The following is a 24,317-nucleotide window of genomic DNA, read 5'->3' on the forward strand; positions in this document are numbered from 1 at the left end:
TCTAACAAAATGGAACGGGCTGCCTTAGTTGAGCGCTGCCGCGTAGATATCTGGCTTGAAGCCAATCAGGGTTCGGTCACCGAGATCAAGCACCGGGCGCTTGATCATCGAAGGTTGTGCGAGCATCAGTTCGATGGCTTTGCGCTGGTCGAGATCGGCTTTGCGTTCGTCGTCGAGCTTGCGAAAGGTCGTGCCTGCGCGGTTCAACACCACTTGCCAGCCGTGCTCGTCGCACCATTGGGTCAGGTGTTCACGGTCGATTCCGACCGCCTTGTAATCATGAAAGTCATAGCTGACAGCGTGTTCATCGAGCCAGGTGCGCGCCTTTTTCATGGTGTCGCAGGCTTTGATGCCGAAAAGGTGCAACGTTTTGCTTGAAACGGTCAAGGAATTGCCCCCTTTGCAGGTGCTGGAAATTAAAGGTGACGGATTATGCCATGACCGGACGGTTTCGCGTCGGCCGTGGTCAGGTTTGTCGGTTGGACCTGGCGATCAGCTGTTGCCTGCGACATTGGTGTAACTATTGCCCAAAGCGTCACGGTCGCCCAGGACTACCCGATATACCTCCCGTCGGCGTCAAGCTGGCAGCAAGCACCTCTAGCAAAGCACTGACCTTGGGAAGCGCTTGACGACTTTTCATCCAGGCGAGATCGATCGCCATTCCCTCGGTTGCTAGATGGGGAAGCACTTCCACCAATGTCCCTCTTCCAGCTCTCGCTTAATCAACCACGACGGCAACTGCGCGATACCGCTGCCCGCTGATACCGCCATCAACAAACCCTCAACATTGCCCACCACGAACTGAGCGGGTACCTGCCTGCGTTTCGTTGCGTAGGGGTGGTCTCCTGCGAAGTTCCACGGGGTCACGTTTCCGTCCACCCAGCCATACGCGATGCACTGGTGATGCTCCAGATCACGATCAGTCAGGGGGATGCCGTGCTTGGCCAAATACGCAGGCGATGCACAGAAGGTATGCCACTCACTGGTCAGGTAACGATGCCCCACTGTATCGGGCCAGACATCCGAACCACCAATGCGTACAACAATGTCCACACCTTGCTGGAAAGGGTCGATCAATCCGTCCGAGAAGGAAATGTGCGGTATCAGCAACGGATGATCCTGAACAAACCGCAGGATGATCGGAAGCACTTGCGCACGACCGAAAGCACCTGGAAGGTCAATTCGAATCCTGCCACCCGGCTCGGTATTTTCGGCCTGTAGAGAAAGCTCGGCCTCTTCGAGGTTCGCAAGGGTTGCTCGACGGTTTTGACTCGTGGCGCAACCGCCCGTATCAAGTTTTAACCCCTCGATTCGTCACCTGATCGAATATAATCCGGGCATGAATTTGATGCCCGAAATGCTCCCTGATGATGCGGTTCTGCTCAAGCAAATGCTTGTGCAGATGCTCAGTGAACGTCAGTTGGACAAGGGCCAGATTGTTGATCTTAAAGAACAGATCAAGTTGCTGCGTGACCGTTTATTTGGCCGCAAATCCGAGCAGACGGTCGAAACTGATACACCGCAATTGGCGCTGTTCAACGAAACCGAAAGCCTCGTAGTTCTGGTCACCGATGAGTCTGACGAAGAAGTCGTTACCCCGACCCAGCGCCGAGGCACGCAAACCGCTGTCCGCCGACCTACCGCGCATCGAAGTCATCCACGAACTGCCCGAGCGCGAACTGAGCTGCGCGTGCGGCTGTCGTAAACACGTCATCGGCGAAGAAACCAGCGAACAGCTGGAAATCGCGCCGATGCAAATCCGCGTGATCAAACACATCCGCAAGGTTTACGCGTGCCGTGGCTGTGAAACCGCACCGGTCACCGCCGACAAACGGGCTCATCTGATCGAAAAGAGCATGGCCAGCCCCAGCGTGTGGGCAATGTTGCTGACCACCAAATACGTCGACGGTTTGCCGCTGTATCGGTTCGAAAAAGTAATTGGCCGACACGGCGTCGATATCCCCCGCCAAACCTTGGCGCGCTGGGTGCTCCAGTGCGGCGAGCATTTGCAACCGCTGCTGAATTTGATGCACGACCGGTTGCTGGAAAGTCCGGTTTTCCACTGCGACGAAACGCGGGTACAAGTGCTGAAGGAACCGGATCGAGACCCGACCAGCCAGTCCTGGATGTGGGTACAAGCCAGCGGCCCGCCAGAGCGCCCAGTTGTTCTGTTTGACTACACCACCAGCCGAGCGCAGGAGGTGCCGCTGCACCTGCTCGCCGATTATCGGGGCTATCTGATGACTGATGATTACGCCGGCTATAACGCCTTGGGCGCGCAGCCAGGTGTCGAGCGTTTGGGCTGCTGGGCGCATGCGCGACGTAAGTTTGTCGATGCGCAAAAAGTGCAGCCCAAAGGCAAGACGGGCCGCGCTGACATCGCGCTGACTATGATCAACAAACTGTATGGCATCGAACGTGAACTCACAGAGGCCACTGATGATCAGCGCTTTGCCGGACGACAGGAAAAGAGCTTACCGATACTCGCCCAACTGAAAAACTGGCTGGAAAAAACGCATCCCCTAGTCACATCACAAAGTGCCTTGGGCAAGGCCGTCGGTTATCTGGCCCGCAACTGGAGCAAGCTTGAGCGTTACACCGAGGCTGGCTTCCTGCCCATCGATAACAATAGGGCAGAACGAGCAGTAAAGCCCTTTGTGATCGGTCGTAAAAACTGGATGTTCAGCGACACGCCCAAGGGTGCCACTGCCAGCGCGCAGATTTACAGCCTGGTCGAAACTGCCAAAGCCAACGGCCAAGAGTCCTACGCGTGGCTGCGCCACGTACTGGAGCGCTTGCCGCTGGCGGCTTCGATTGAAGCCTTGCTGCCATGGAAGTGCTCCCTGACTATCTCGCGCTAAATACACACATCGTTTTTTTTGCCATGTGTGGTTTATGGGGCGAATACAATGGACGACGAGAACTACGCTGCAGCCAACCGTGGCTGCGGCGGTATTTTCACGGCGAAGGGGGGTGCCAGATCCAGCATCGATCAAATATTCGAGGCTTACCGCAGCGGAAAAATCAGCGCGATCATCGTCGCTGAGTAAAGTGCTGCGTTCCTGTGCAATGCCCGCTGGTGGCACAGCGCCTTGAATTGTACAGCCTGAGCCGTCATCACCAGATTGGAGATGACGTGCTGCGCGAAGTGTGTTGGCGGAGCTGGATCTGAGTGAGGCCAACTGGGCCAGGTTAAATAACCTGTTAATTGACGCATCAGCAGACTGCCCGCTGCATGTTGCGGGCAGGTATGCTGCGCATCATCCTCCAATAAGTCAGGGGCGGACCAATGAATCATCGAGTTAGCTGGTTCCGTCGAGGGGATAGGCGTTAAAGGCCATGGCCATGTCATTTTCGCTGAGCATTGTGTTCTGACCTACTTCGAACTTGCCGTCAGTCAGGTTTTTATCAATCTGGTAGTGCATGATTGACGTCTTATCGTAGTCCGACATCAGCAGGGCGTGGTGGCTGATACTGTCAAACAAGTTTGTCGCAATGTCCGCGCGGCTCCAACCGAGAGCGGCATAGTGCTCATGAACTTTTGGTTTGTTCCAGGGGATATTCGCCTCGGGGTGCAGATGCTCGTGGTGTAGGCCAAGTGCGTGGCCGAACTCATGAAGTACAACGGCTTGGAAAAGTTTACTGCCAGGCTTCTCTGCGATGTGCATCGTCGGCTCGTCGGCGCCGGCCAAACGTGCATCTGTGCCGATCGCTGACATGTTGTCGCTGGTGTCGGTCTTGATTCGAATGGTGGCGGTGACGTTGTCGACAAAAACAATATTAAGATTTGTCAGTTTGGCCCATTTCCAGATGTGCTTCTTGAATTCGTTCTTGTCTTCATTGCTCAGTTTGTCAAGAAAGCAGACGGAGAGAGTACTAAAGTTCTTCCATAGTTTTGAGTGGAGGCTGACCGATTGGACAGTGCTATCGATTTTCACCGCGTTGCGTGGGCATTCCGTAATGGCAGCCTGATAAGAACGTTGAGGATCTGAGGGGTTAATGGTTCTGCAAATTATACTGCCATTCATTTTCGAATTCCTTTCGAGAGTGTAATGTCTAATTAGTTTGGATGAGAAGTTTATAAGTGCGTGAAGATGCTGTTTCAGAAATGGCTGATTTGTCTGATTTGAGAAGTGGAGCTTGACCAGTCAGTCCGTGTGATTGACTTTAATAGCGGGAGGCAAGTAAGGGAAGTAATGGATTGGTTGTATGTGTTGCTTGATATTGAAGGTCCGGACTGGTGTGGCTATTGATGTTGTGTTGGTTGTCGCCGATGTCGTTAAAGCAACCTATTGGGTTGGTCGATGAATAAGCACCCCGTCGGTTAGTGTGGAGGCCGCAGACTTCTTTCGAAGTTTCCAGTTGGGAGTTTATTTGCGATCCGCACATTGCGCGGTTCATGGCCAACGCAGCACATATAACAATGTGGGCGATATCACGTGATAGTTGAAGAGCCCATACCGGATTGCCCGGCATGGGCTCAGGTACTACTTGCGACGCTGAATGAAGGCGCGAATGCGCTCAGCCGCCTCAACGCACTCGGCCAAAGGTGCCACCAGCGCCATCCGCACACGCCCGGAGCCCGGGTTGAAGCCATCCACTTCGCGAGACAGGTAAGAACCCGGCACTACAGTCACATGTTCTTCAACGAACAAATCCCGGCAGAACGCCTCGTCATCGCCATCAACGTTCGGCCACAAGTAAAAGCCACCATCCGGGCGCTGCACGTCCATCACCGGGCTGAGGATTTCCAGCACCGCATCGTATTTTTCGCGATACAACGCACGGTTGGCGCGCACGTGCACTTCGTCATTCCACGCAGCAACGCTGGCCAGTTGAGTCTGAACCGGCATCGCGCAGCCGTGGTAGGTGCGATACAGCAGGAAGCCTTTGAGAATGTCCGCATCACCGGCCACGAAGCCTGAACGCAGGCCCGGCAGATTGGAGCGCTTGGACAGGCTGTGGAACACCACGCAACGCTTGAAGTCTTTGCGGCCCAGTTCCACGCAGGCGCTGAGCAAGCCGGCCGGCGGGGTTTGTTCGTCGAAGTACAGTTCGCTGTAGCACTCGTCGGCGGCGATTACGAAGTCGTATTCGTCGGCCAGGGCGATCAGCTTCTTCAGCGTTTCAACTGGGATCAAGGCACCGGTCGGGTTGCCTGGCGAGCACAGGAACAGGATTTGGCAGCGTTTCCAGATGTCTGGCGAAACCGCATCGAAATCCGGGTTGAAGCCGTTTTCGTTCAGGCACGGCAGGTAATGCGGCTTGGCCCCGGCGAGGAACGCCGCGCCTTCGTAGATCTGATAGAACGGGTTCGGGCTGACCACCAGTGCGTCGTCGCCACGGTTGACCACGGTCTGGGTGAAGGCGAACAGCGCTTCGCGTGTGCCGTTGACCGGCAGCACATTGCGCGCCGGGTCCAGCCAGCCGTTCGGAACGCTGAAACGGCGTTCACACCACGCGGCGATGGCTTCACGCAGGGCTGGGATGCCGAGGGTGGTCGGGTACACGGCCATCTGATCCAGATTGCTGGCCAGGGCTTCGGCGACAAAACTTGGCGAACGGTGTTTCGGCTCGCCGATGGACAGTGCGATGGCGCGTTTGTCCGGGTTTGGCGTGACGCTGCCGAGCAGGGCGCGGAGTTTCTCGAACGGGTAGGGCTGCAATTGGGTCAGAGCGTTGTTCATCGGTACGGGGTCTCGTTCAAAGCGGCTGAATCCTGGCGCGCGGCTAGATGCTGATGTGCGACAGTTTGATATCGGGTTCATGGCTGACGCTGAGCTGTTCAACGATCGCATCCTGCAAGCGGCTGCACAGCAGCGGGTCGGACAGCGGCTGGTTGTTCGCGTCGGTAATAAAGAACACGTCTTCCACGCGTTCGCCGAGGGTCGCGATCTTGGCGTTTTGCAGCGACAAGTCGAACTCCAGGAAGATCGTGCCGATCCGCGCCAACAGGCCGGGGCGATCCGGGGCGCTGAGCTCCAGCACTGTTACAGGGCGTTGGGCGTCGTTGTGGATCGTTACCTGTGGCGCAAACGCGAAATGCTTGAGCTGGCGCGGCACCCGACGCTGGATGATCGTCGGGTAATCGTCCGGGTTGCGCAGGGCATCGGTCAGGCCTTCGCGGATTTGCTTGACCCGTGCCGGGTTGTCGCCAATCGAGTCGCCGTCGGTGTCGAGCACGATGTAGGTGTCGAGGGTGAACTGGCTGCTGGAGGTGATGACCCGGGCGTCGTGAATGTTCAGGTTGAGCTGGTCCATCGCAGCCACGGTCACGGCGAAGAAGTCGTGTTGATCCGGCGCATAGATAAAGATCTGCGTGCCGCCCTCGAACTCGCGCTGGGTAGTTTCCTTGATCAGCACCAGCGGCCCGCCGTCGGCCGGCTGCTGAAGAATTGCGTCACTGTGCCAGGCCACGTCGCCGGCAGTGTGGCGCAGGAAGTAGTCATCGCCCAATTGCGCCCACAGCTGCTCGACGTCGTCCGGATCGGTACCGCCGCGCACCAGAATGTCCAGTGCGGCGCTCTGGGTCTGGCGAATCTGCTCTTCGCGGTCCACCGGGTTTTCGAGGCCTCGGCGCAAGGCACGCTTGGTCTCGGTGTAGAGCTGGCGCAAAAGACTGGCCCGCCAGGAGTTCCACAGCGTCGGGTTGGTGGCGTTGATGTCGGCGACGGTCAGCACGTACAGATAATCGAGGTGGGTTTCGTCGCCGACGATCTGCGCGAAATCATGGATGACGTGCGGGTCGGACAAGTCCTTGCGCTGGGCAGTGGTCGACATCACCAAATGGTTCTGCACCAGCCAGACGATCAGGCGGCTGTCCCACACCGGCAACTGATGGCGCTGGCAAAAGGCTTCAGCATCCACTGCACCGATTTCCGAGTGATCGCCATGCCGGCCCTTGCCGATGTCGTGATACAGGCCGGCCAGGTAGATCAGCTCGGGTTTGGGCAGTTTGCCCATCAGCTTGCTGGCCAGCGGGAATTTTTCCGACACTTGGGTGTACTGCAACTTACGCAAGTGTTTGATCAGGTTCAGGGTGTGAGCATCGACCGTATAGATGTGAAACAGATCGTGCTGCATCTGCCCGACAATAAAGCCGAACTCCGGCAAGTAGCGCCCGAGGATGCCGTAACGATTCATCCGTCGCAGGTTGCGGTGGATGCCGATCTTGCACTTGAACAGCTCGATAAACAGGCTGGTGTTGCGGATGTCGTTGCGGAACTCGTCATCGATCAGGTGGCGATTTTCTCGCAGCAGGCGAATGGTATCGGCGCGCACGCCTTTGATTTCCGGCTGCTGAGCCATCAGTACGAAGATTTCCAGCATGGCGAACGGTGTACGGCGGAACACGTTGTCGTTGCGTGCCTCGATGTAACCGTCGTGCACCTGGAATCGCGAGTTGATCGGCTGCGGCGGCGCTTCGTCTTCCGGCGCGAGGATGACTTCCTCGAAGTGCTGGATGATCAGGTCGCTGAGCTGGGCAATGCTCATGACCACCCGGTAATACTGCTGCATGAAGTTTTCGATGGCTTGTTTGGCGTCATCGCCTTTGAAGCCCAGCAGCCCGGCAATGGTGCGCTGGTGATCAAACAACAAGCGGTCTTCGGAACGGCCGGCGAGCATGTGCAGGGCGTAACGAACCTTCCACAGGAATTCCTGGGAGGAGGCCAGCAGGGCGTTTTCGCTCTCTACCAGAAAGCCTTCGCCGGCCAGGGCCCGCAGGTTCAAGGTGCCGTATTCACGACGGGCCACCCACAGAATCGTCTGAATATCCCGTAAGCCGCCGGGCGAGCCTTTGACGTTGGGTTCCAGGTTGTATTCGGTATCGTTGTACTTGTGGTGACGAGCCTTCTGCTCGGCGCGTTTGGCCAGGAAGAAGTCCTTGCTCGGCCACATGTGCGCGGTACTGGTAACGTCCAGCATGCGCTGGCGCAAGCGCTCGGGGCCGCAAATGGTGCGGCTTTCCATCAGGTTGGTGACGACCGTCAGGTCGGCGCGGGCTTCCTGGACGCATTCGTCCACCGAGCGAACGCTCTGGCCCACTTCCAGGCCAATGTCCCACAACAGCGTCAGAAAACGCTCTATGGAATCACGGAAAATTTCGTGATCGGCGCTGTCCAGCAGGATCAGCAAGTCGATGTCGGAATAAGGGTGCAACTCACCGCGACCGTAGCCGCCGACCGCGACCAGCGCAATGTCGGCGTCTTCGCTCCAGTTAAACTGTTCCCAGGCTTTTTGCAGGATGTTATCGACGAACCAGGCGCGATCCTCGATCAACCGGCGAATGTCGCGGCCGCTGCGAAAGCGCCCGTCGAGCACCTCGCGGGCCTGGCGAATCGCTTTCTTGAAGGCCGCGATCGGGCTTGCCTTCAGGGCCAGTTCAGCCTGGAACTGGCCACGGTCGAAGAGTTCGGGATCCACCTGCGGCATCGATTGGCTTTCCTGTCTATAAGGCTGAGGAGCTGCGCGCTCGGATCAGGCCGAAACGCGCGGGATGGTGTCGTCGGCGCGCAAGGTGAAGATCTCGTAACCGGTGTCGGTCACCAGCAGGGTGTGTTCCCACTGTGCCGACAGCTTGCGGTCCTTGGTGATCGCGGTCCAGCCGTCGCCCAATACCTTGGTGTCGGCCTTGCCCTGGTTGATCATCGGCTCGATGGTGAACGTCATGCCGGCTTTCAGTTCCATGCCGGTGCCGGCGCGTCCGTAGTGCAGGATCTGCGGCTCTTCGTGGAACACCTTGCCGATGCCGTGACCGCAGAACTCGCGAACCACGGAAAAACCGTTCTTTTCAGCGTGCTTCTGAATGACTTCACCGATGTCGCCCAAGCGGCAGCCGGGTTTGACGATTTCGATGGCCTTGTACATGCATTCCTGAGTCACATGCGACAGGCGCTCGGCCCAGACCGGCACGCTGCCGACATGGAACATGCGGCTGGTGTCGCCGTGGTAGCCGTCCTTGATGACGGTGACGTCGATGTTCAGCGTATCGCCATCCTTCAATGGCTTCTCGTTCGGAATACCGTGGCAGACCACGTGATTGATCGAGGTGCAGATCGACTTCGGGAAGCCCTTGTAGTTGAGCGGGGCAGGGATGGCTTTCTGCTCGTTGACGATGTAGTCGTGGCAGATGCGGTCCAGTTCTTCAGTAGTGATGCCCGGTTTGACATGATCGGCAATCATTTCCAGCACATCGGCGGCCAGTTTGCCGGCGATACGCATTTTTGCGATGTCCTCCGGGGTTTTGAGGGTGACGGTCATACAGGCTCTCTCTGCGCTCGATGGCGCTTTCTAAAACGAAATGGGCGTTTCGCGATCGATCTTCACGGCCCTGAAAAACGCGATTCTAACAGACGAGCAGCGCAAATCTGAGCCTCTGTGCATCGCTTCTCCTTATAGAATGGCGCATTCTTGGAGGATTCCAATGGGCGGAACCAAGGCACGCGCCAGGATTTAACATTCCGGGTTCCGTTTTTTTCAGCCTTGTGATATAAAATGCGCCGCTTTCCGGGGATCCCCTGAAAAGCCTAAATCCACACACGTGTCGACACGATGACCTGGGTGCCTTCAGCTGATGCTGCTGGTTGGTCATTGGGATACGTGGAGGCCAAACCCGACTTATTAAGGAACTATCATGTCCCAAGTCAACATGCGCGATATGCTGAAGGCCGGTGTGCACTTCGGTCACCAGACCCGTTACTGGAACCCGAAAATGGGTAAATACATTTTCGGCGCGCGTAACAAGATCCACATTATCAACCTTGAAAAAACCCTGCCAATGTTCAACGAAGCTCTGACTTTCGTAGAGCGTCTGGCCCAGGGCAAAAACAAGATTCTGTTCGTTGGCACCAAGCGTTCCGCTGGCAAGATCGTTGCTGAAGAAGCAGCACGTTGCGGTTCGCCGTACGTCGATCACCGCTGGTTGGGCGGCATGCTGACCAACTTCAAAACCATCCGTGCTTCCATCAAGCGTCTGCGTGACCTTGAAGTGCAAGCCGAAGACGGTACTTTCGCCAAGCTGACCAAGAAAGAAGCGCTGATGCGCACTCGCGATCTTGAGAAGCTCGATCGTTCCCTGGGTGGTATCAAGGACATGGGCGGTCTGCCAGACGCTCTGTTCGTTATCGACGTTGATCACGAGCGCATCGCGATCACCGAAGCCAACAAGCTGGGCATCCCGGTTATCGGCGTAGTCGATACCAACAGCAGCCCGGAAGGCGTTGACTACATCATCCCAGGCAACGATGACGCAATCCGCGCTATCCAGCTGTACATGGGTTCGATGGCTGACGCTGTAATCCGCGGTCGCAACCACGTTGCTGGCGGCACCGAGCAGTTCGTTGAAGAAGCTCCGGTAGCAGCCGCTGAGTAATTGACGCCCTGGCGTTAACTCAGTAAGCAAAAAGGGGGCCTGGCCCCCTTTTTGCCACCTCGAAAACCGTTTGTCGGCGGCGCAGTTACAGCCTTTGTAACCTGCAGCAGCCAGCAAGGGTGGTTCGGGAAGAATTGATCGCCCGTTCGATCGGGTGGAATGGTTGAAAACCTATCCAAGAGGAATTTTGAAATGGCAGAGATTACTGCAGCGTTGGTCAAAGAACTGCGTGAGCGTACTGGCGAAGGCATGATGGATTGCAAAAAGGCCTTGACCAAGGCTGGCGGCGACATCGAGAAAGCCATTGATGACATGCGTGCTTCCGGCGCCATCAAAGCTGCCAAGAAAGCTGGCAACGTTGCCGCTGAAGGCGCTATCGCTCTGAAGGAAGACGGTAAATCCGCCGTTCTGCTGGAAGTGAACTCGCAGACCGACTTCCTGGCTTTGCAGGATGACTTCAAGGCATTTGTCGCTTCCAGCGTTGAAAAAGCGTTCGCTGACAAACTGACTGACGTTGCTCCGCTGATCGCCGCTCAAGAAGCTGATCGCCTGGTTCTGGTCGGCAAGGTTGGCGAAAACGTCAATATCCGTCGCCTGGCTCGCGTTGAAGGTGATGTTGTTGGCGGTTACCTGCACGGCAACAAGATCGGTGTTGTGGTTGCCCTTAAAGGCGGCAGCGTTGAGCTGGCCAAAGACATCGCCATGCACGTAGCGGCGACCAACCCTGAATTCCTGCTGCCATCGGAAGTTTCCGCTGAAGCGGTCGAGCGTGAGAAGGGCGTGTTCCTGACCCTCAACGCTGACAAGATCGCCGGCAAGCCGGAAAACATCGTTGAAAACATGGTCAAAGGCCGTATCAGCAAGTTCCTCGCTGAAGCGAGCCTGGTTGAGCAGGCGTTCGTCAAGAACCCTGAAATCAAGGTCGGCGAACTGGCCAAGAAAGCCGGTGCTGAAATCGTTTCCTTCACCTACTTCAAAGTAGGCGATGGCATCGAGAAGCCGGTCGACAACTTCGCTGAAGAAGTTGCTGCCCAGCTGGCTGCCGCCAAGCAATAAGACGGTTTTTTTAACTGTCGCCCTGAAGAGGCTGCCCGCTCACGCGCGCAGCCTCTTTTCAGATGGGGTACCAATTTTTAATTGGTTTCCTTTTGGAACTGGCTTACAAAGCCATGTTCCGATGGCGCTGAAGAAGTGCCAAGCTAGAGTGAACGCCAGCTGTAAAGCTCGCAAAGAATTTTTAAAATACGCCGCAGGAGAGATTCGCAATGGCTCAGCAGGGCAGTGGTTATCAGGCTCGCTATAAACGCATTCTACTCAAGCTTAGCGGCGAGGCCCTGATGGGCTCGGAAGAGTTCGGGATCGATCCGAAAGTTCTGGATCGCATGGCGCTGGAAGTCGGTCAATTGGTCGGCATCGGTGTTCAGGTCGGTCTGGTGATCGGCGGCGGTAACTTGTTCCGCGGTGCGGCACTGAGCGCGGCCGGCATGGATCGGGTCACTGGCGACCACATGGGCATGCTGGCCACTGTGATGAACGCCCTGGCCATGCGCGATGCGCTGGAACGTGCCAATATCTCGGCCATCGTGATGTCGGCCATTTCCATGGTTGGCGTGACCGATCACTATGATCGCCGCAAAGCCATGCGCCACCTGAACGCCAAGGAAGTCGTGATTTTCGCGGCCGGTACTGGCAATCCGTTCTTCACCACGGATTCGGCAGCGTGTCTGCGTGCAATCGAAATCGATGCTGATGTCGTGCTCAAGGCGACCAAGGTCGATGGCGTCTACACCGCTGACCCATTCAAAGACCCGCATGCCGAGAAGTTCGATCATCTGACTTACGATGAAGTGCTGGATCGCAAGTTGGGCGTGATGGATCTGACCGCCATTTGCCTGTGCCGCGACCACAAGATGCCGTTGCGCGTATTTAACATGAACAAGCCCGGCGCCCTGCTGAATATCGTGCATGGCGGCGCTGAAGGGACCCTGATCGAGGAAGGCCAACAATGATCAACGAAATCAAAAAAGACGCTCAAGAGCGCATGAAAAAATCTGTGGAGTCGCTGGCACACAACTTCGGCCGTATTCGTACCGGCCAGGCGCACCCAAGCATTCTTGAAGGCGTGATGGTGCCGTATTACGGTTCCGACACTCCGATCAAGCAGGTGGCGAACATCACCGTCAAAGACGCCCGTACCCTGCAAGTCGTTGCCTTTGAGCGCAACATGCTGGGTGCCGTCGACAAAGCCATCGGTAGCGCGGGTCTGAACCTCAACCCGACCAACCTGGGTGAATTACTGCTGATCTCCATGCCGGCCCTGACCGAAGAAACCCGCAAAGGCTTTACCAAGCAGGCTCGCGATGTTGCTGAAGATGCCCGTGTTGCGGTGCGCAACATCCGTCGCGATGCCAACAGCTCGCTGAAGGATCTGGTCAAGGAAAAAGAAATCAGCGAAGACGAAGAGCGTCGTGCCACTGGCGAGATTGATGATTTGACCAAAAAGTTCGTGGCTGAAATCGACGCGAATTTGGCGCAGAAAGAAAAAGACCTGATGGCCGTATAAGGCTCACGTTTTCATGGAAAAGACCAAGCAGACTGCGCCGTTCGCGGTGCCGCGCCATGTCGCGATCATCATGGATGGTAATAATCGCTGGGCGAAAAAGCGCTTTATGCCGGGTGTCGCCGGTCATAAAGCGGGTGTGGATGCAGTTCGTGCGGTGATCGAGGTGTGTTTCGAGGCCAAGGTCGAAGTATTGACCCTGTTCGCCTTCTCCAGCGAGAACTGGCAGCGCCCGGCTGACGAGGTTAGTGCCTTGATGGATCTGTTCTTCAAGGCATTGCGCCGCGAAGCCAAGCGCCTGAACGAAAACAACATCAGTTTGCGCATCATTGGCGACCGTTCGCGCTTTCATCCAGAGCTTCAAGCTGCCATGCGTGAAGCTGAAGCAATGACGGCGGGCGCCAATCGCTTCGTGCTACAGATCGCAGCCAACTACGGCGGTCAGTGGGACATCGCGCAGGCCGCACAGCGTCTGGCGCGGGAAGTTCAGGCCGGGCACCTGCGTCCGGAAGACATCACCCCGGAACTGTTGCAAACCTGTCTGGCGACCGGCGATTTGCCATTGCCGGACTTGTGCATCCGTACCGGTGGCGAGCACCGCATCAGTAACTTCCTGCTGTGGCAACTGGCTTACGCCGAGTTGTACTTCTCCGACCTGTTCTGGCCGGACTTCAAACACGATGCCATGCGTAATGCGCTGGCCGATTTTGCTTCTCGCCAGCGCCGCTTCGGTAAAACGAGCGAGCAGGTCGAGGCTGGGGCCCGGGTTTAATGCTTAAACAACGAATCATCACCGCGCTGATCCTGCTGCCGATTGCCCTGTGCGGGTTTTTCCTGCTCGAGGGCACCGGTTTTGCGCTGTTCATCGGACTGATCGTGACCCTCGGTGCATGGGAGTGGGCTCGCCTGGCGGGTTTCACTGAGCAGCCGCTCCGCGTTGCCTATGCGGCAGTGGTCGCGTTGATGTTGTTTTTCATGCATATCCTGCCAGGGCTCGCGCCCTGGGTGTTGGGCGCTTCAGTGCTTTGGTGGGGCGTTGCAACCTACCTGGTGCTGACTTATCCGCGCACCAGCGAACACTGGGCCAGCGCTGCCTGCAAGCTGGTGATCGGTCTGCTGATCCTGTTGCCGGCCTGGCAAGGTCTGATTCAGATCAAACAGGAACCGTTGGGTAACTGGCTGATCATGGCGGTGATGGTGCTGGTCTGGGGCGCTGATATCGGTGCTTACTTTTCCGGTCGGGCCTTTGGCAAGCGCAAGTTGGCACCGCAGGTCAGTCCCGGTAAAAGCTGGGAGGGTGTCTACGGTGGCCTGGCGCTGAGTCTGGTCATCACTGTCGTTGTCGGTCTGGTTCGCGACTGGACGGTGGCACAGCTGTTTAAAGGTCTGATGGGCGCAGCCATCATTGTGTTCATCTCGGTGGTAGGTGATCTCACCGAAAGCATGTTCAAGCGTCAGTCCGGGATCAAGGACAGCAGCAATCTGCTGCCGGGTCACGGCGGCGTGCTGGACCGTATCGACAGCCTGACGGCAGCGATTCCGGTGTTTGCCGTGCTGCTGTGGATGGCGGCACCGTGAGCCGCCCTCAGCAGATTACTGTCCTGGGGGCGACCGGCTCGATTGGTCTGAGCACTCTCGATGTCATCGCTCGTCATCCCGAGCGTTACCAGGTTTTCGCCTTGAGCGGTTTCACTCGTCTGAGTGAGTTACTGGCGCTGTGTGTTCGTCATACGCCGCGGTTCGCCGTGGTGCCTGAGGCCAGTGCTGCCCGGGGCTTGCAGGACGACTTGCGCGCCGCGGGTCTGCCGACTCGCGTGCTGGTGGGTGAGGAGGGGTTGTGTCAGGTTGCCTCCGATCCTGAGGTCGATGCGGTCATGGCCGCCATCGTTGGCGCAGCGGGCTTGCGACCGACCCTGGCGGCGGTCGAAGCCGGCAAGAAAATCTTCCTGGCCAACAAAGAAGCACTGGTGATGTCCGGTGCACTGTTCATGCAGGCAGTGCGCAAGAGTGGTTCGGTGTTGCTGCCGATCGACAGCGAGCACAACGCAATTTTCCAGTGCATGCCACAAGATTTCGCTCGCGGGCTGGGTGCAGTCGGGGTCCGTCGGATTTTACTCACGGCCTCTGGCGGTCCGTTCCGACAGACACCTATGGCTGAACTGGCGCATGTTTCCCCTGAGCAAGCGTGTGCCCACCCGAATTGGTCCATGGGGCGCAAGATTTCGGTGGATTCGGCCAGCATGATGAACAAGGGGCTTGAGTTAATCGAAGCTTGCTGGCTGTTTGATGCCAAACCATCCCAGGTCGAAGTGGTGATTCATCCTCAAAGCGTGATTCATTCGCTGGTCGATTACATCGACGGTTCGGTATTGGCCCAGTTAGGTAACCCTGACATGCGCACGCCGATCGCCAACGCGCTGGCCTGGCCGGAGCGAATCGATTCGGGTGTTGCGCCGCTGGACCTGTTTGCAATTGCGCGACTGGACTTCCAGGTGCCTGATGAAGAGCGATTTCCGTGTCTGCGTCTTGCGCGTCAGGCAGCCGAATCCGGCAACAGCGCGCCGGCCATGCTTAATGCGGCGAATGAAGTGGCTGTCGCGGCCTTTCTCGATGGGCGGGTTCGCTATCCGGAAATCGCGAGTATCATCGAAGAAGTCTTGAATCTTGAGCCTGTGGTAGCGGTTGATGATCTCGAGGCAGTGTTCACGGCCGACGCGAAAGCGCGAGTACTGGCCGGACAATGGTTGAGTCGTCACGGGCGGTAAGTGCTGCAATACGTTGGCCCATGCAGCACTGGATAGGATTGCGGAGAAAGTAGATGAGTGCGCTCTATATGATTGTCGGCACCCTGGTGGCTTTGGGTGTGCTGGTCACCTTCCACGAATTCGGCCATTTTTGGGTCGCGCGTCGCTGTGGGGTCAAAGTGCTGCGTTTCTCCGTGGGCTTCGGTATGCCATTGCTGCGCTGGTACGACAAGAAAGGCACTGAGTTTGTCGTCGCCGCGATCCCGCTGGGCGGTTACGTGAAAATGCTCGATGAGCGCGAAGGCGAAGTGCCTGCCGATCAGCTTGATCAATCCTTTAATCGAAAATCTGTCCGTCAACGCGTCGCTATCGTTGCTGCTGGCCCTATTGCCAACTTTTTATTGGCGATGATTTTTTTCTGGGTGCTCGCAATGCTCGGCAGCGAGCAAGTGCGCCCGATCATCGGCGCAGTCGAATCCGGCAGTATCGCCGCCAAGGCGGGTTTGAACCCGGGCCAGGAAATCATTGCCATCGATGGCGAGCCAACGTCCGGCTGGGCTGCGGTGAACTTGCAGCTGGTCCGGCGTCTTGGGGAGAGCGGTTCCCTGCAGTTGCTGGTCCGTGATCAGGGTTCTACAGCGGATTCGCCCCATGAACTGGCGCTGGATAAATGGCTCAAGGGTGCCGATGAGCCGGACCCGATTCGCTCGCTGGGTATACGCCCTTGGCGTCCGGCGCTGCCACCGGTCCTGGCCGAACTTGACCCGAAAGGCCCGGCACAGGCTGCAGGCCTGAAGACCGGTGACCGACTGTTGGCTCTGGATGGCAAGTCGCTCGATGACTGGCAGCAGGTGGTTGACACGGTCCGTATGCACCCTGAGACCAAAATCATGCTGCGCGTCGAGCGTGATGGTGCTCAAATCGACGTCCCTGTGACGCTGGCCGCTCGCGGCGAGAAAAAGGCACCCAGTGGTTATCTGGGCGCTGGGGTGAAAGCAGTCGATTGGCCGCCAGAGATGATTCGCGAAGTCAGTTATGGTCCTGTGGCCGCGATTGGGGAGGGTGCTAGACGCACCTGGACCATGAGCGTACTGACTCTTGATTCGCTCAAGAAAATGTTGTTCGGTGAGCTCTCGGTAAAAAACTTGAGTGGACCGATAACCATTGCTAAAGTGGCGGGCGCTTCTGCCCAGTCGGGTGTCGCTGATTTCCTGAATTTCCTTGCTTATCTGAGTATTAGCTTGGGGGTTCTGAATTTGTTGCCCATTCCTGTGCTGGATGGGGGGCATTTGTTGTTTTATCTGATCGAGTGGGCGCGTGGTCGCCCCTTGTCGGATCGGGTGCAGGGTTGGGGGATACAGATCGGTATCAGTTTGGTGGTCGGGGTGATGTTGCTTGCTCTGGTCAATGATCTGGGTCGACTGTAACGCTTCGCTGAATTGCGAATCTGCCGCATTTTGCGGCAGTTTGTTTATTGCCAGTTGGAATAAGAAAGGACTTCATGAAACGTCTGCTGCTAACTGCGGTTCTCACCGTGTTGATGATCGCCGAAGTTCACGCCGAGTCCTTCACTATCTCTGATATTCGCGTCAATGGCCTCCAGCGGGTCTCCGCGGGTAGCGTCTTTGGTGCTTTGCCGTTGAACGTCGGTGAACAGGCGGATGATCGTCGCCTGGTGGAATCCACTCGTGCGTTGTTCAAAACCGGTTTCTTTCAAGATATCCAGCTGGGCCGAGATGGCAACGTCCTGGTCATCACGGTAGTCGAGCGCCCGTCGGTCGCCAGTATCGAGATCGAGGGTAACAAGGCGATCTCCACTGAAGACCTGATGAAAGGCCTCAAACAATCCGGTCTGGCCGAAGGCGAGATCTTCCAGCGCGCCACCCTCGAAGGTGTGCGTAACGAACTGCAGCGCCAGTACGTCGCTCAGGGTCGCTACTCGGCCACCGTCGACACCGAAGTGGTGCCGCAGCCGCGTAACCGCGTTGCGCTGAAGGTCAATATCAACGAAGGCACGGTTGCTGCCATCCAGCACATCAACGTGGTGGGTAACACCGTCTTCCCTGATGAAGACCTGATCGACCTGTTCGAGCTCAAGACCACCAACTGGCTGTCGTTCTTCAAGAACGATGACAAGTACGCTCGTGAAAAGCTTTCCGGTGACCTGGAGCGTCTGCGCTCCTACTACCTGGACCGTGGCTATATCAACATGGATATCGCTTCGACCCAGGTGTCCATTACCCCGGACAAGAAGCACGTCTACATCACCGTCAACGTCAATGAAGGCGAGAAGTACACCGTCCGCGACGTCAAGCTGAGCGGCGACCTGAAAGTCCCTGAAGACCAGGTCAAGTCCCTGCTGCTGGTGCAGAAAGGCCAGGTGTTCTCGCGCAAGCTGATGACCACCACTTCCGAGCTGATCACCCGCCGTCTGGGTAACGAGGGTTACACCTTCGCCAACGTCAATGGCGTGCCTCAGCCTCACGACGAAGACCACACGGTCGACATCACTTTCGCAGTCGATCCGGGCAAACGTGCTTACGTGAACCGCATCAATTTCCGTGGCAACACCAAGTCCGAAGACGAAGTGCTGCGCCGTGAAATGCGTCAGATGGAAGGCGGCTGGGCTTCGACCTACCTGATCGACCAATCCAAGACTCGTCTTGAGCGTCTGGGCTTCTTCAAGGAGGTCAACGTCGAAACGCCGGCCGTACCAGGCGTCGACGACCAGGTAGACGTGAACTACAGCGTTGAAGAGCAGGCCTCCGGTTCGATTACCGCCAGCGTCGGTTTCGCCCAGAGCGCCGGTCTGATTCTCGGTGGTTCGATCACCCAGAACAACTTCCTGGGTACGGGTAACAAGGTCAGCATCGGCTTGACCCGCAGTCAATACCAGAGTCGCTATAACTTCGGTTATGTTGACCCGTACTGGACTGCTGACGGCGTGAGCCTGGGTTACAACGCGTTCTATCGCACCACTGACTACAAAGACCTCGACGTCGACGTAGCCAGCTATGCCGTGGACAGCCTGGGTGCAGGCGTCAGCGTCGGTTACCCGATTAGCGAGACTTCGCGTCTGACCTTTGGCCTGACTGCGCAACAAGACAAGATCAAGACCGGCCAATACACCGTTGACGAGATTTTCGACTTCGTTAACAGGGAAGGCGACAACTACCTGAACTTCAAGGCCTCGGCCGGCTGGTCCGAATCCACACTGAACAAAGGCGTATTGGCGACCCGTGGTCATTCCCAGAGCCTGACACTGGAAACCACCACGCCTGGCAGTGACCTGTCGTTCTTCAAACTTGATTACCGTGGCCAGTTGTTCCAGCCATTGTCTGAAAACTACACCATGCGCCTGCACACCGAGCTGGGCTATGGCGATGGTTATGGTTCTACCGATGGCTTGCCGTTCTATGAAAACTACTATGCTGGTGGTTTCAACTCGGTTCGTGGTTTCAAGGACAGCACCCTCGGTCCTCGCAGTACCCCGAGTCGCGGTGCGGCTGTGACGGGTAATACCGGTACGCTCGCTGACCCGGACCAGGACCCGCTGCCGTTTGGTGGTAACGTTCTGATCCAGGGTGGTGTCGAAGTGTTGTTCCCGCTGCCATTCGTCAAGGATCAGCGTTCGCTGCGTACTTCGGTATTCTGGGATGTGGGTAACGTATTCGACTCCACGTGCGACAAGACCACGAACGCAAATGTCGGTTCGTCCTCTCAAACGACATGCAACGACATCAGCCTGAGCAACATGGCCAGCTCCGTCGGTGTAGGCGTGACCTGGGTTACCGCACTGGGTCCTCTGAGCTTCGCGTTGGCCATGCCGGTCAAGAAACCGGATAACGCTGAGACTCAAGTGTTCCAATTCTCCCTCGGCCAGACGTTCTAAGCGTCTGACCCAAGATAACGACAATGGATTTTGTAGGAGTGCATCGTGCGTAAGTTGACTCAATTGGTTCTCCTGGCGACCGTACTGGTAGCAGGTCCGGCTTTTGCCGACATGAAAATCGCCGTTCTGAACTATCAGATGGCTCTGCTGGAGTCCGACGCGGCCAAGAAATACGCTGTGGATGCCGAGAAGAAGTTCGGCCCTCAGCTGACCAAACTCAAGACTTTGGAAAGCAGTGCCAAAGGCATCCAGGACCGTCTGATGGCTGGCGGCGACAAGATGCAACAAGGCGAGCGTGAACGCCTGGAACTCGAGTTCAAGCAAAAGGCCCGTGACTTCCAGTTCCAGTCCAAGGAACTGAACGAAGCCAAAGCCGTTGCCGACCGTGAAATGCTGAAGCAGCTCAAGCCGAAACTGGACAGCGCTGTGGAAGAAGTCATCAAGAAAGGTGCTTTTGACCTGGTCTTCGAGCGTGGCGCAGTGATTGATGTCAAACCTCAGTACGACATCACTCGCCAGGTTATCGAGCGCATGAATCAGCTGAAGTAACCATGACAGCGACTATAAAGCTCGGCCAATTGGCCGAGTTCCTCGGCGCCACACTGCGTGGCGACCCGGAGAAAGAAATTACTGGGCTAGCCACTTTGCAAGAGGCTGGCCCAGCTCAGTTGAGCTTTCTAGCAAACCCCCAATACCGTAAGTACCTGACTGACAGCCGGGCCGCAGCCCTGTTGCTGAAGGCCGCTGACGCTGAAGGTTTTGCAGGTAATGCGCTGGTGGTGCCTGATCCGTATCTGGCCTACGCGCGGATTTCCCATCTGTTCGATCCCAAGCCGAAGGCAGCTGTCGGTATTCATCCGACTGCCGTTGTGGCAGCGGATGCAGTGGTCGATCCGGCGGCGAGCATTGGTGCCTTTGCGGTGATCGAAAGCTGCGCGCGTATTGCTGCGGGTGTGACCGTTGGCGCGCACTGCTTCATCGGTGCCCGCTGCGAGATTGGCGAGGGCGGTTGGCTGGCCCCGCGAGTCACGCTGTACCACGATGTTCGCATCGGTAAACGGGTGGTGATTCAATCGGGTGCCGTACTCGGTGGCGAAGGTTTCGGTTTTGCCAACGAGAAGGGTGTCTGGCAGAAAATCGCTCAGATCGGTGGTGTCCTGGTCGGTGACGATGTGGAAATTGGCGTGAATACCGCTATCGATCGCGGTGCGCTGGCCGATACCGTGCTGGGTAACGGTGTGAAGCTCGACAACCAGATCCAGATCGCTCACAACGTGCAGGTCGGTGATCACACCGCCATGGCCGCGTGCGTGGGGATCTCCGGCAGCACCAAAATCGGCAAGCATTGCATGCTCGCCGGTGGCGTAGGGCTGGTGGGGCATATCGAAATTTGCGACAACGTTTTTATCACCGGGATGACCATGGTGACCCACTCGATTACCGAAAAGGGTTCCTATTCTTCCGGTACAGCGATGCAACCAGCAGCCGAATGGCGCAAAAGCGCGGCCCGCATCCGCCAGCTCGATGACATCGCGCGACGTCTGCGACAGCTGGAAAAGCGTGTAGGGGAAGTGACCCCTGACGGTAATGCTTCATCAGATGGCTGATACCATTTCCATATCAAGTGTGCACAGCCGCTAGACTGCCTCCTTGATTTGCTAGAGGGGTGCGCGTCAGTCGCGCGCTCCCAATCTTTACATAGGCTTCCCCCCGAAATGATGGACATCAACGAGATTCGCGAATACCTGCCTCACCGTTACCCGTTCCTGCTGGTGGACCGAGTCGTGGAACTGGATGTGGAAGGCAAGCGCATTCGCGCCTACAAGAATGTCAGCATCAACGAACCTTTCTTCAATGGTCACTTCCCTGCGCATCCAATCATGCCGGGTGTATTGATCATCGAAGCGATGGCTCAGGCTGCCGGTATCCTTGGCTTCAAAATGCTCGACGTGAAGCCCGCCGACGGCACGCTTTACTACTTCGTCGGCTCCGACAAGCTGCGTTTTCGCCAGCCCGTCACCCCAGGCGATCAGTTGATTCTCGAAGCCCGCTTCATCAGCTGCAAGCGTCAGATCTGGAAGTTCGAGTGCCAGGCTTCGGTCGATGGCAAGCCAGTCTGCTCTGCTGAAATTATCTGCGCGGAACGCAAACTATGAGTTTGATTGACCCTCGCGCAATCATCGATCCGACGGCCATCCTGGCCGACGGCGTCGAGGTCGGCCCTTGGTCGATCATCGGCGCAGGTGTGGAAATCGGCGAGGGGACAGTGATCGGGCCGCATGTGATTCTCAAAGGCCCGACTCGAATCGGTAAGCACAACCGCATCTACCAGTTTTCTTCGGTAGGCGAGGACACGCCCGATCTGAAATACAAGGGTGAAGAAACTCGTCTGGTTATTGGTGACCACAACGTCATCCGCGAAGGCGTGACAATTCACCGTGGGACCATTCAGGACCGTTCTGAAACGACCCTGGGCGATCACAATCTGATCATGGCCTATGCCCACATCGGCCACGACAGTGTCATCGGCAACCACTGCATCCTGGTCAACAACACCGCGCTGGCGGGCCATGTGCACGTTGAAGACTGGGCGATCCTGTCCGGTTTTACCCTGGTTCACCAGTATTGCCATATCGGCGCCCACAGCTTTTCAGGTATGGGCACTGCCATCGGCAAGGACGTCCCGGCGTACGTCACTGTGTTCGGCAACCCGGCCGAAGCCCGCAGCATGAACTTCGAAGGCATGCGTCGTCGCGGTTTCAGCGAAGATGCGATCCACGCGCTGCGTCGTGCCTACAAGGTGGTTTACCGCCAGGGGCTGACGGTCGAACAGGCGCTCGCCGAACTGGCCGAACCGTCGGCCCAGTTCCCGGAAGTCGCGGTATTCCGTGATTCCATCCAGTCTTCGACCCGCGGCATCACTCGTTAATCATGGCTAATCTGCGTATTGCGCTGGTGGCGGGTGAGGCTTCCGGTGACATTCTGGGCGCGGGTCTGATGCGCGCACTCAAGGCTCAGCATCCGGCTGTCGAGTTCATCGGTGTCGGCGGCCCGCTGATGCAGGCTGAAGGCCTGACCTCGTATTTCCCGATGGAGCGTCTCTCGGTCATGGGCCTGGTGGAAGTGCTGGGCCGATTGCGCGAGCTGATGGCTCGTCGCAAGAAGCTGATCGCCGACCTGATCGCCCAGAAGCCGGATGTGTTCATCGGCATCGATGCCCCGGACTTCAACCTCAATATCGAACTGAAGCTGCGTCAGGCCGGGATCAAGACCGTGCATTACGTCAGCCCGTCGGTTTGGGCGTGGCGGCAGAAGCGGGTGCTGAAGATTCGCGAAGGCTGCGACCTGATGCTGACGCTGTTCCCGTTCGAAGCGAGATTTTATGAAGAGAAGGGCGTGCCGGTGCGGTTTGTCGGGCACTCCCTGGCTGATGCGATCCCACTTGAAGCTGATCGCGCTGCCGCGCGGGCTGAACTCGGCTTGCCAGACGGGCCGTTGGTTGCGCTGATGCCAGGCAGTCGCGGTGGCGAAGTCGGCCGTCTCGGTGCGCTTTTCCTCGATACCGCCCAGCGCCTGCGGGCCTTGCGCCCCGGCGTACGTTTCGTCATGCCGTGCGCCAGCGCTGAGCGCCGAGCGCAGCTGGAAGAATTGCTGGCCGGTCGCGATTTGCCATTGACCTTGCTCAATGGCAAATCCCATCTGGCCCTGGCAGCCTGTGACGCTGTGCTGATCGCCTCCGGGACCGCTACGCTTGAAGCGTTGTTGTACAAACGTCCGATGGTGGTCGCTTACCGCATGGCGCCGCTGACGTTCTGGATTCTCAAGCGCATGGTGAAAAGCCCCTATATCTCGTTGCCGAACCTGTTGGCCCAGCGCCTGTTGGTGCCCGAGTTGTTGCAGGACGACGCGACAGTTGAAGCCTTGGCCCAGACGCTGTCGCCACTGATCGAAGGCGGCGAAGAACAGACCCGCGGCTTTGATGAAATTCACCGTACCTTACGTCTGGACGCCTCCAATCAGGCGGCGGACGCGGTACTGAACCTGATCGGCAAAACACAATGAGCAAAGCAAGCACTCAGATGGGCCTGGACTTCACCCTGGTCGCCGAAGTTGAAGATCTGGTCGCAGGCGTCGACGAAGTCGGTCGCGGCCCGCTCTGCGGTGCGGTGGTGACAGCCGCGGTGATCCTTGATCCGAACCGTCCGATCCTGGGTCTGAACGACTCGAAGAAGCTCACCGAAGCCCGCCGCGAAAAGCTCTACGACGAGATCTGTGAAAAAGCCCTGAGCTGGTGCATCGCCCGGGCCGAAGTCGAAGAAATCGACGAGCTGAACATCCTTCACGCCACCATGCTGGCCATGCAGCGCGCGGTCGAAGGCCTGCACATCACACCGAAACTGGCGATGATCGACGGCAACCGTTGCCCGAAACTGTCCATGCGCGCCGAAGCGGTGGTGCAGGGCGACGGTAAGGTACCGGCCATCGCTGCAGCGTCGATTCTGGCCAAAGTCAGCCGCGACCGCGAAATGGCAGCGTTCGAGCTGATTTACCCGGGTTACGGCATCGGCGGCCACAAAGGCTACCCGACGCCCGTTCATCTGGAAGCGCTCGCCCGCTTGGGGCCAACGCCGATTCACCGCCGCTCGTTCGCGCCGGTACGCCTGGCGTACGAGGCTCGGGAAAACCTGATCGAGAGTTAGTCACAAGGCTGATGTTTTTGCCAAGGCCCGGTACAATCCGGGCCTTGTT

General features: G+C 57.4%; 23 protein-coding genes and 1 pseudogene. 18 read left to right on the forward strand and 6 right to left on the reverse strand.

Annotation, left to right across the window (positions count from 1 at the left end; translation table 11 throughout):
* Window positions 1-24: 24 nt before the first annotated feature.
* A complete protein-coding gene (locus ACYZT0_RS02240) occupies window positions 25-387 on the reverse strand; it encodes an ArsC family reductase (RefSeq protein ID WP_462044452.1) in 363 nt (120 codons plus the stop codon).
* Window positions 388-535: 148 nt separating this feature from the next.
* Window positions 536-1,302: pseudogene (locus ACYZT0_RS02245) on the reverse strand (LysR substrate-binding domain-containing protein); the annotation flags it as partial.
* Window positions 1,303-1,339: 37 nt separating this feature from the next.
* Here ACYZT0_RS02245 and ACYZT0_RS02250 point away from each other — a divergent pair.
* Genes ACYZT0_RS02250 through ACYZT0_RS02260 form a run of 3 tightly spaced genes read left to right on the forward strand, consistent with a single transcriptional unit; the run spans window position 1,340 to window position 3,050 of the window.
* Window positions 1,340-1,705, forward strand: coding sequence for a transposase domain-containing protein (locus ACYZT0_RS02250; RefSeq protein WP_462044453.1), 366 nt, complete (start codon window positions 1,340-1,342; stop codon window positions 1,703-1,705).
* Complete coding sequence (gene tnpC, locus ACYZT0_RS02255) at window positions 1,665-2,861, forward strand: IS66 family transposase (RefSeq protein ID WP_462046492.1); 1,197 nt, start codon at window positions 1,665-1,667, stop codon at window positions 2,859-2,861. Before ACYZT0_RS02250 ends, tnpC begins: the two co-directional genes overlap by 41 nt.
* A gap of 48 nt (window positions 2,862-2,909) precedes the next feature.
* Window positions 2,910-3,050 (forward strand): hypothetical protein, encoded by a 141-nt coding sequence (locus tag ACYZT0_RS02260; protein ID WP_462044454.1) that lies wholly within the window; start codon window positions 2,910-2,912, stop codon window positions 3,048-3,050.
* 252 nt (window positions 3,051-3,302) lie between these two features.
* Here the strand turns inward: ACYZT0_RS02260 and ACYZT0_RS02265 are convergent, their stop codons facing one another.
* The 4 genes from ACYZT0_RS02265 to map all read right to left on the reverse strand — a co-directional run bounded on the left by ACYZT0_RS02265 (window position 3,303) and on the right by map (window position 9,261).
* Window positions 3,303-4,028, reverse strand: coding sequence for a M12 family metallopeptidase (locus ACYZT0_RS02265; RefSeq protein ID WP_462044455.1), 726 nt, complete (start codon window positions 4,026-4,028; stop codon window positions 3,303-3,305).
* A gap of 459 nt (window positions 4,029-4,487) precedes the next feature.
* Window positions 4,488-5,687: a succinyldiaminopimelate transaminase gene (gene dapC, locus ACYZT0_RS02270; protein WP_462044456.1), complete on the reverse strand. Its 1,200-nt coding sequence runs from the start codon at window positions 5,685-5,687 to the stop codon at window positions 4,488-4,490.
* 43 nt (window positions 5,688-5,730) lie between these two features.
* The gene (locus ACYZT0_RS02275) at window positions 5,731-8,433 is read right to left on the reverse strand and encodes a [protein-PII] uridylyltransferase (RefSeq protein ID WP_462044457.1); all 2,703 of its coding nucleotides are present in this window, start codon (window positions 8,431-8,433) and stop codon (window positions 5,731-5,733) included.
* A 45-nt stretch (window positions 8,434-8,478) separates the two neighbouring features.
* Entirely contained in the window at window positions 8,479-9,261 is a 783-nt protein-coding gene (map, locus tag ACYZT0_RS02280) for a type I methionyl aminopeptidase (RefSeq protein WP_462044458.1), read from the reverse strand.
* A 373-nt stretch (window positions 9,262-9,634) separates the two neighbouring features.
* On the opposite strand from map, the gene rpsB reads away from it, so the two are divergent.
* The 15 genes from rpsB (at window position 9,635) to rnhB (ending at window position 24,268) form a co-directional block, all read left to right on the forward strand.
* A complete protein-coding gene (rpsB, locus tag ACYZT0_RS02285) occupies window positions 9,635-10,372 on the forward strand; it encodes a 30S ribosomal protein S2 (RefSeq protein ID WP_003219330.1) in 738 nt (245 codons plus the stop codon).
* A 192-nt stretch (window positions 10,373-10,564) separates the two neighbouring features.
* Window positions 10,565-11,428: a translation elongation factor Ts gene (gene tsf / locus ACYZT0_RS02290; protein ID WP_033056302.1), complete on the forward strand. Its 864-nt coding sequence runs from the start codon at window positions 10,565-10,567 to the stop codon at window positions 11,426-11,428.
* Between the two features lie 209 nt (window positions 11,429-11,637).
* Window positions 11,638-12,381 (forward strand): UMP kinase, encoded by a 744-nt coding sequence (gene pyrH, locus ACYZT0_RS02295; RefSeq protein WP_003172271.1) that lies wholly within the window; start codon window positions 11,638-11,640, stop codon window positions 12,379-12,381.
* The gene (gene frr, locus ACYZT0_RS02300) at window positions 12,378-12,935 is read left to right on the forward strand and encodes a ribosome recycling factor (protein ID WP_462044459.1); all 558 of its coding nucleotides are present in this window, start codon (window positions 12,378-12,380) and stop codon (window positions 12,933-12,935) included. The genes pyrH and frr overlap by 4 nt, the downstream gene beginning before the upstream one ends.
* 13 nt (window positions 12,936-12,948) lie before the next feature.
* The gene (gene uppS, locus ACYZT0_RS02305; protein ID WP_462033610.1) at window positions 12,949-13,704 is read left to right on the forward strand and encodes a polyprenyl diphosphate synthase; all 756 of its coding nucleotides are present in this window, start codon (window positions 12,949-12,951) and stop codon (window positions 13,702-13,704) included.
* A complete protein-coding gene (locus ACYZT0_RS02310; protein ID WP_462044460.1) occupies window positions 13,704-14,510 on the forward strand; it encodes a phosphatidate cytidylyltransferase in 807 nt (268 codons plus the stop codon). Before uppS ends, ACYZT0_RS02310 begins: the two co-directional genes overlap by 1 nt.
* Entirely contained in the window at window positions 14,507-15,697 is a 1,191-nt protein-coding gene (gene ispC, locus ACYZT0_RS02315) for a 1-deoxy-D-xylulose-5-phosphate reductoisomerase (RefSeq protein WP_462044461.1), read from the forward strand. Before ACYZT0_RS02310 ends, ispC begins: the two co-directional genes overlap by 4 nt.
* Window positions 15,698-15,750: 53 nt before the next feature.
* Window positions 15,751-17,103: a sigma E protease regulator RseP gene (rseP, locus tag ACYZT0_RS02320; protein ID WP_462044462.1), complete on the forward strand. Its 1,353-nt coding sequence runs from the start codon at window positions 15,751-15,753 to the stop codon at window positions 17,101-17,103.
* 74 nt (window positions 17,104-17,177) lie between these two features.
* A complete protein-coding gene (bamA, locus tag ACYZT0_RS02325) occupies window positions 17,178-19,568 on the forward strand; it encodes an outer membrane protein assembly factor BamA (RefSeq protein ID WP_462044463.1) in 2,391 nt (796 codons plus the stop codon).
* Between the two features lie 45 nt (window positions 19,569-19,613).
* Window positions 19,614-20,117 (forward strand): OmpH/Skp family outer membrane protein, encoded by a 504-nt coding sequence (locus ACYZT0_RS02330; protein WP_008028980.1) that lies wholly within the window; start codon window positions 19,614-19,616, stop codon window positions 20,115-20,117.
* A gap of 2 nt (window positions 20,118-20,119) precedes the next feature.
* Window positions 20,120-21,175 carry a UDP-3-O-(3-hydroxymyristoyl)glucosamine N-acyltransferase gene (gene lpxD / locus ACYZT0_RS02335; protein ID WP_462044464.1) on the forward strand — a complete coding sequence of 352 codons (1,056 nt, stop codon included), beginning with the start codon at window positions 20,120-20,122 and terminating at the stop codon, window positions 21,173-21,175.
* Window positions 21,176-21,283: 108 nt separating this feature from the next.
* Window positions 21,284-21,724, forward strand: a complete 441-nt coding sequence (gene fabZ / locus ACYZT0_RS02340; protein WP_017336708.1) for a 3-hydroxyacyl-ACP dehydratase FabZ — start codon at window positions 21,284-21,286, stop codon at window positions 21,722-21,724.
* On the forward strand, window positions 21,721-22,497 hold the full coding sequence (lpxA, locus tag ACYZT0_RS02345) for an acyl-ACP--UDP-N-acetylglucosamine O-acyltransferase (RefSeq protein WP_262165811.1): 777 nt from the start codon (window positions 21,721-21,723) through the stop codon (window positions 22,495-22,497). The genes fabZ and lpxA overlap by 4 nt, the downstream gene beginning before the upstream one ends.
* A gap of 2 nt (window positions 22,498-22,499) precedes the next feature.
* Window positions 22,500-23,630 carry a lipid-A-disaccharide synthase gene (gene lpxB, locus ACYZT0_RS02350; RefSeq protein WP_462044465.1) on the forward strand — a complete coding sequence of 377 codons (1,131 nt, stop codon included), beginning with the start codon at window positions 22,500-22,502 and terminating at the stop codon, window positions 23,628-23,630.
* Window positions 23,627-24,268 carry a ribonuclease HII gene (gene rnhB, locus ACYZT0_RS02355; protein WP_282376959.1) on the forward strand — a complete coding sequence of 214 codons (642 nt, stop codon included), beginning with the start codon at window positions 23,627-23,629 and terminating at the stop codon, window positions 24,266-24,268. The genes lpxB and rnhB overlap by 4 nt, the downstream gene beginning before the upstream one ends.
* The last annotated feature ends 49 nt before the right edge of the window (window positions 24,269-24,317 follow it).

The organism is Pseudomonas sp. ZS1P83 (assembly GCF_054897825.1).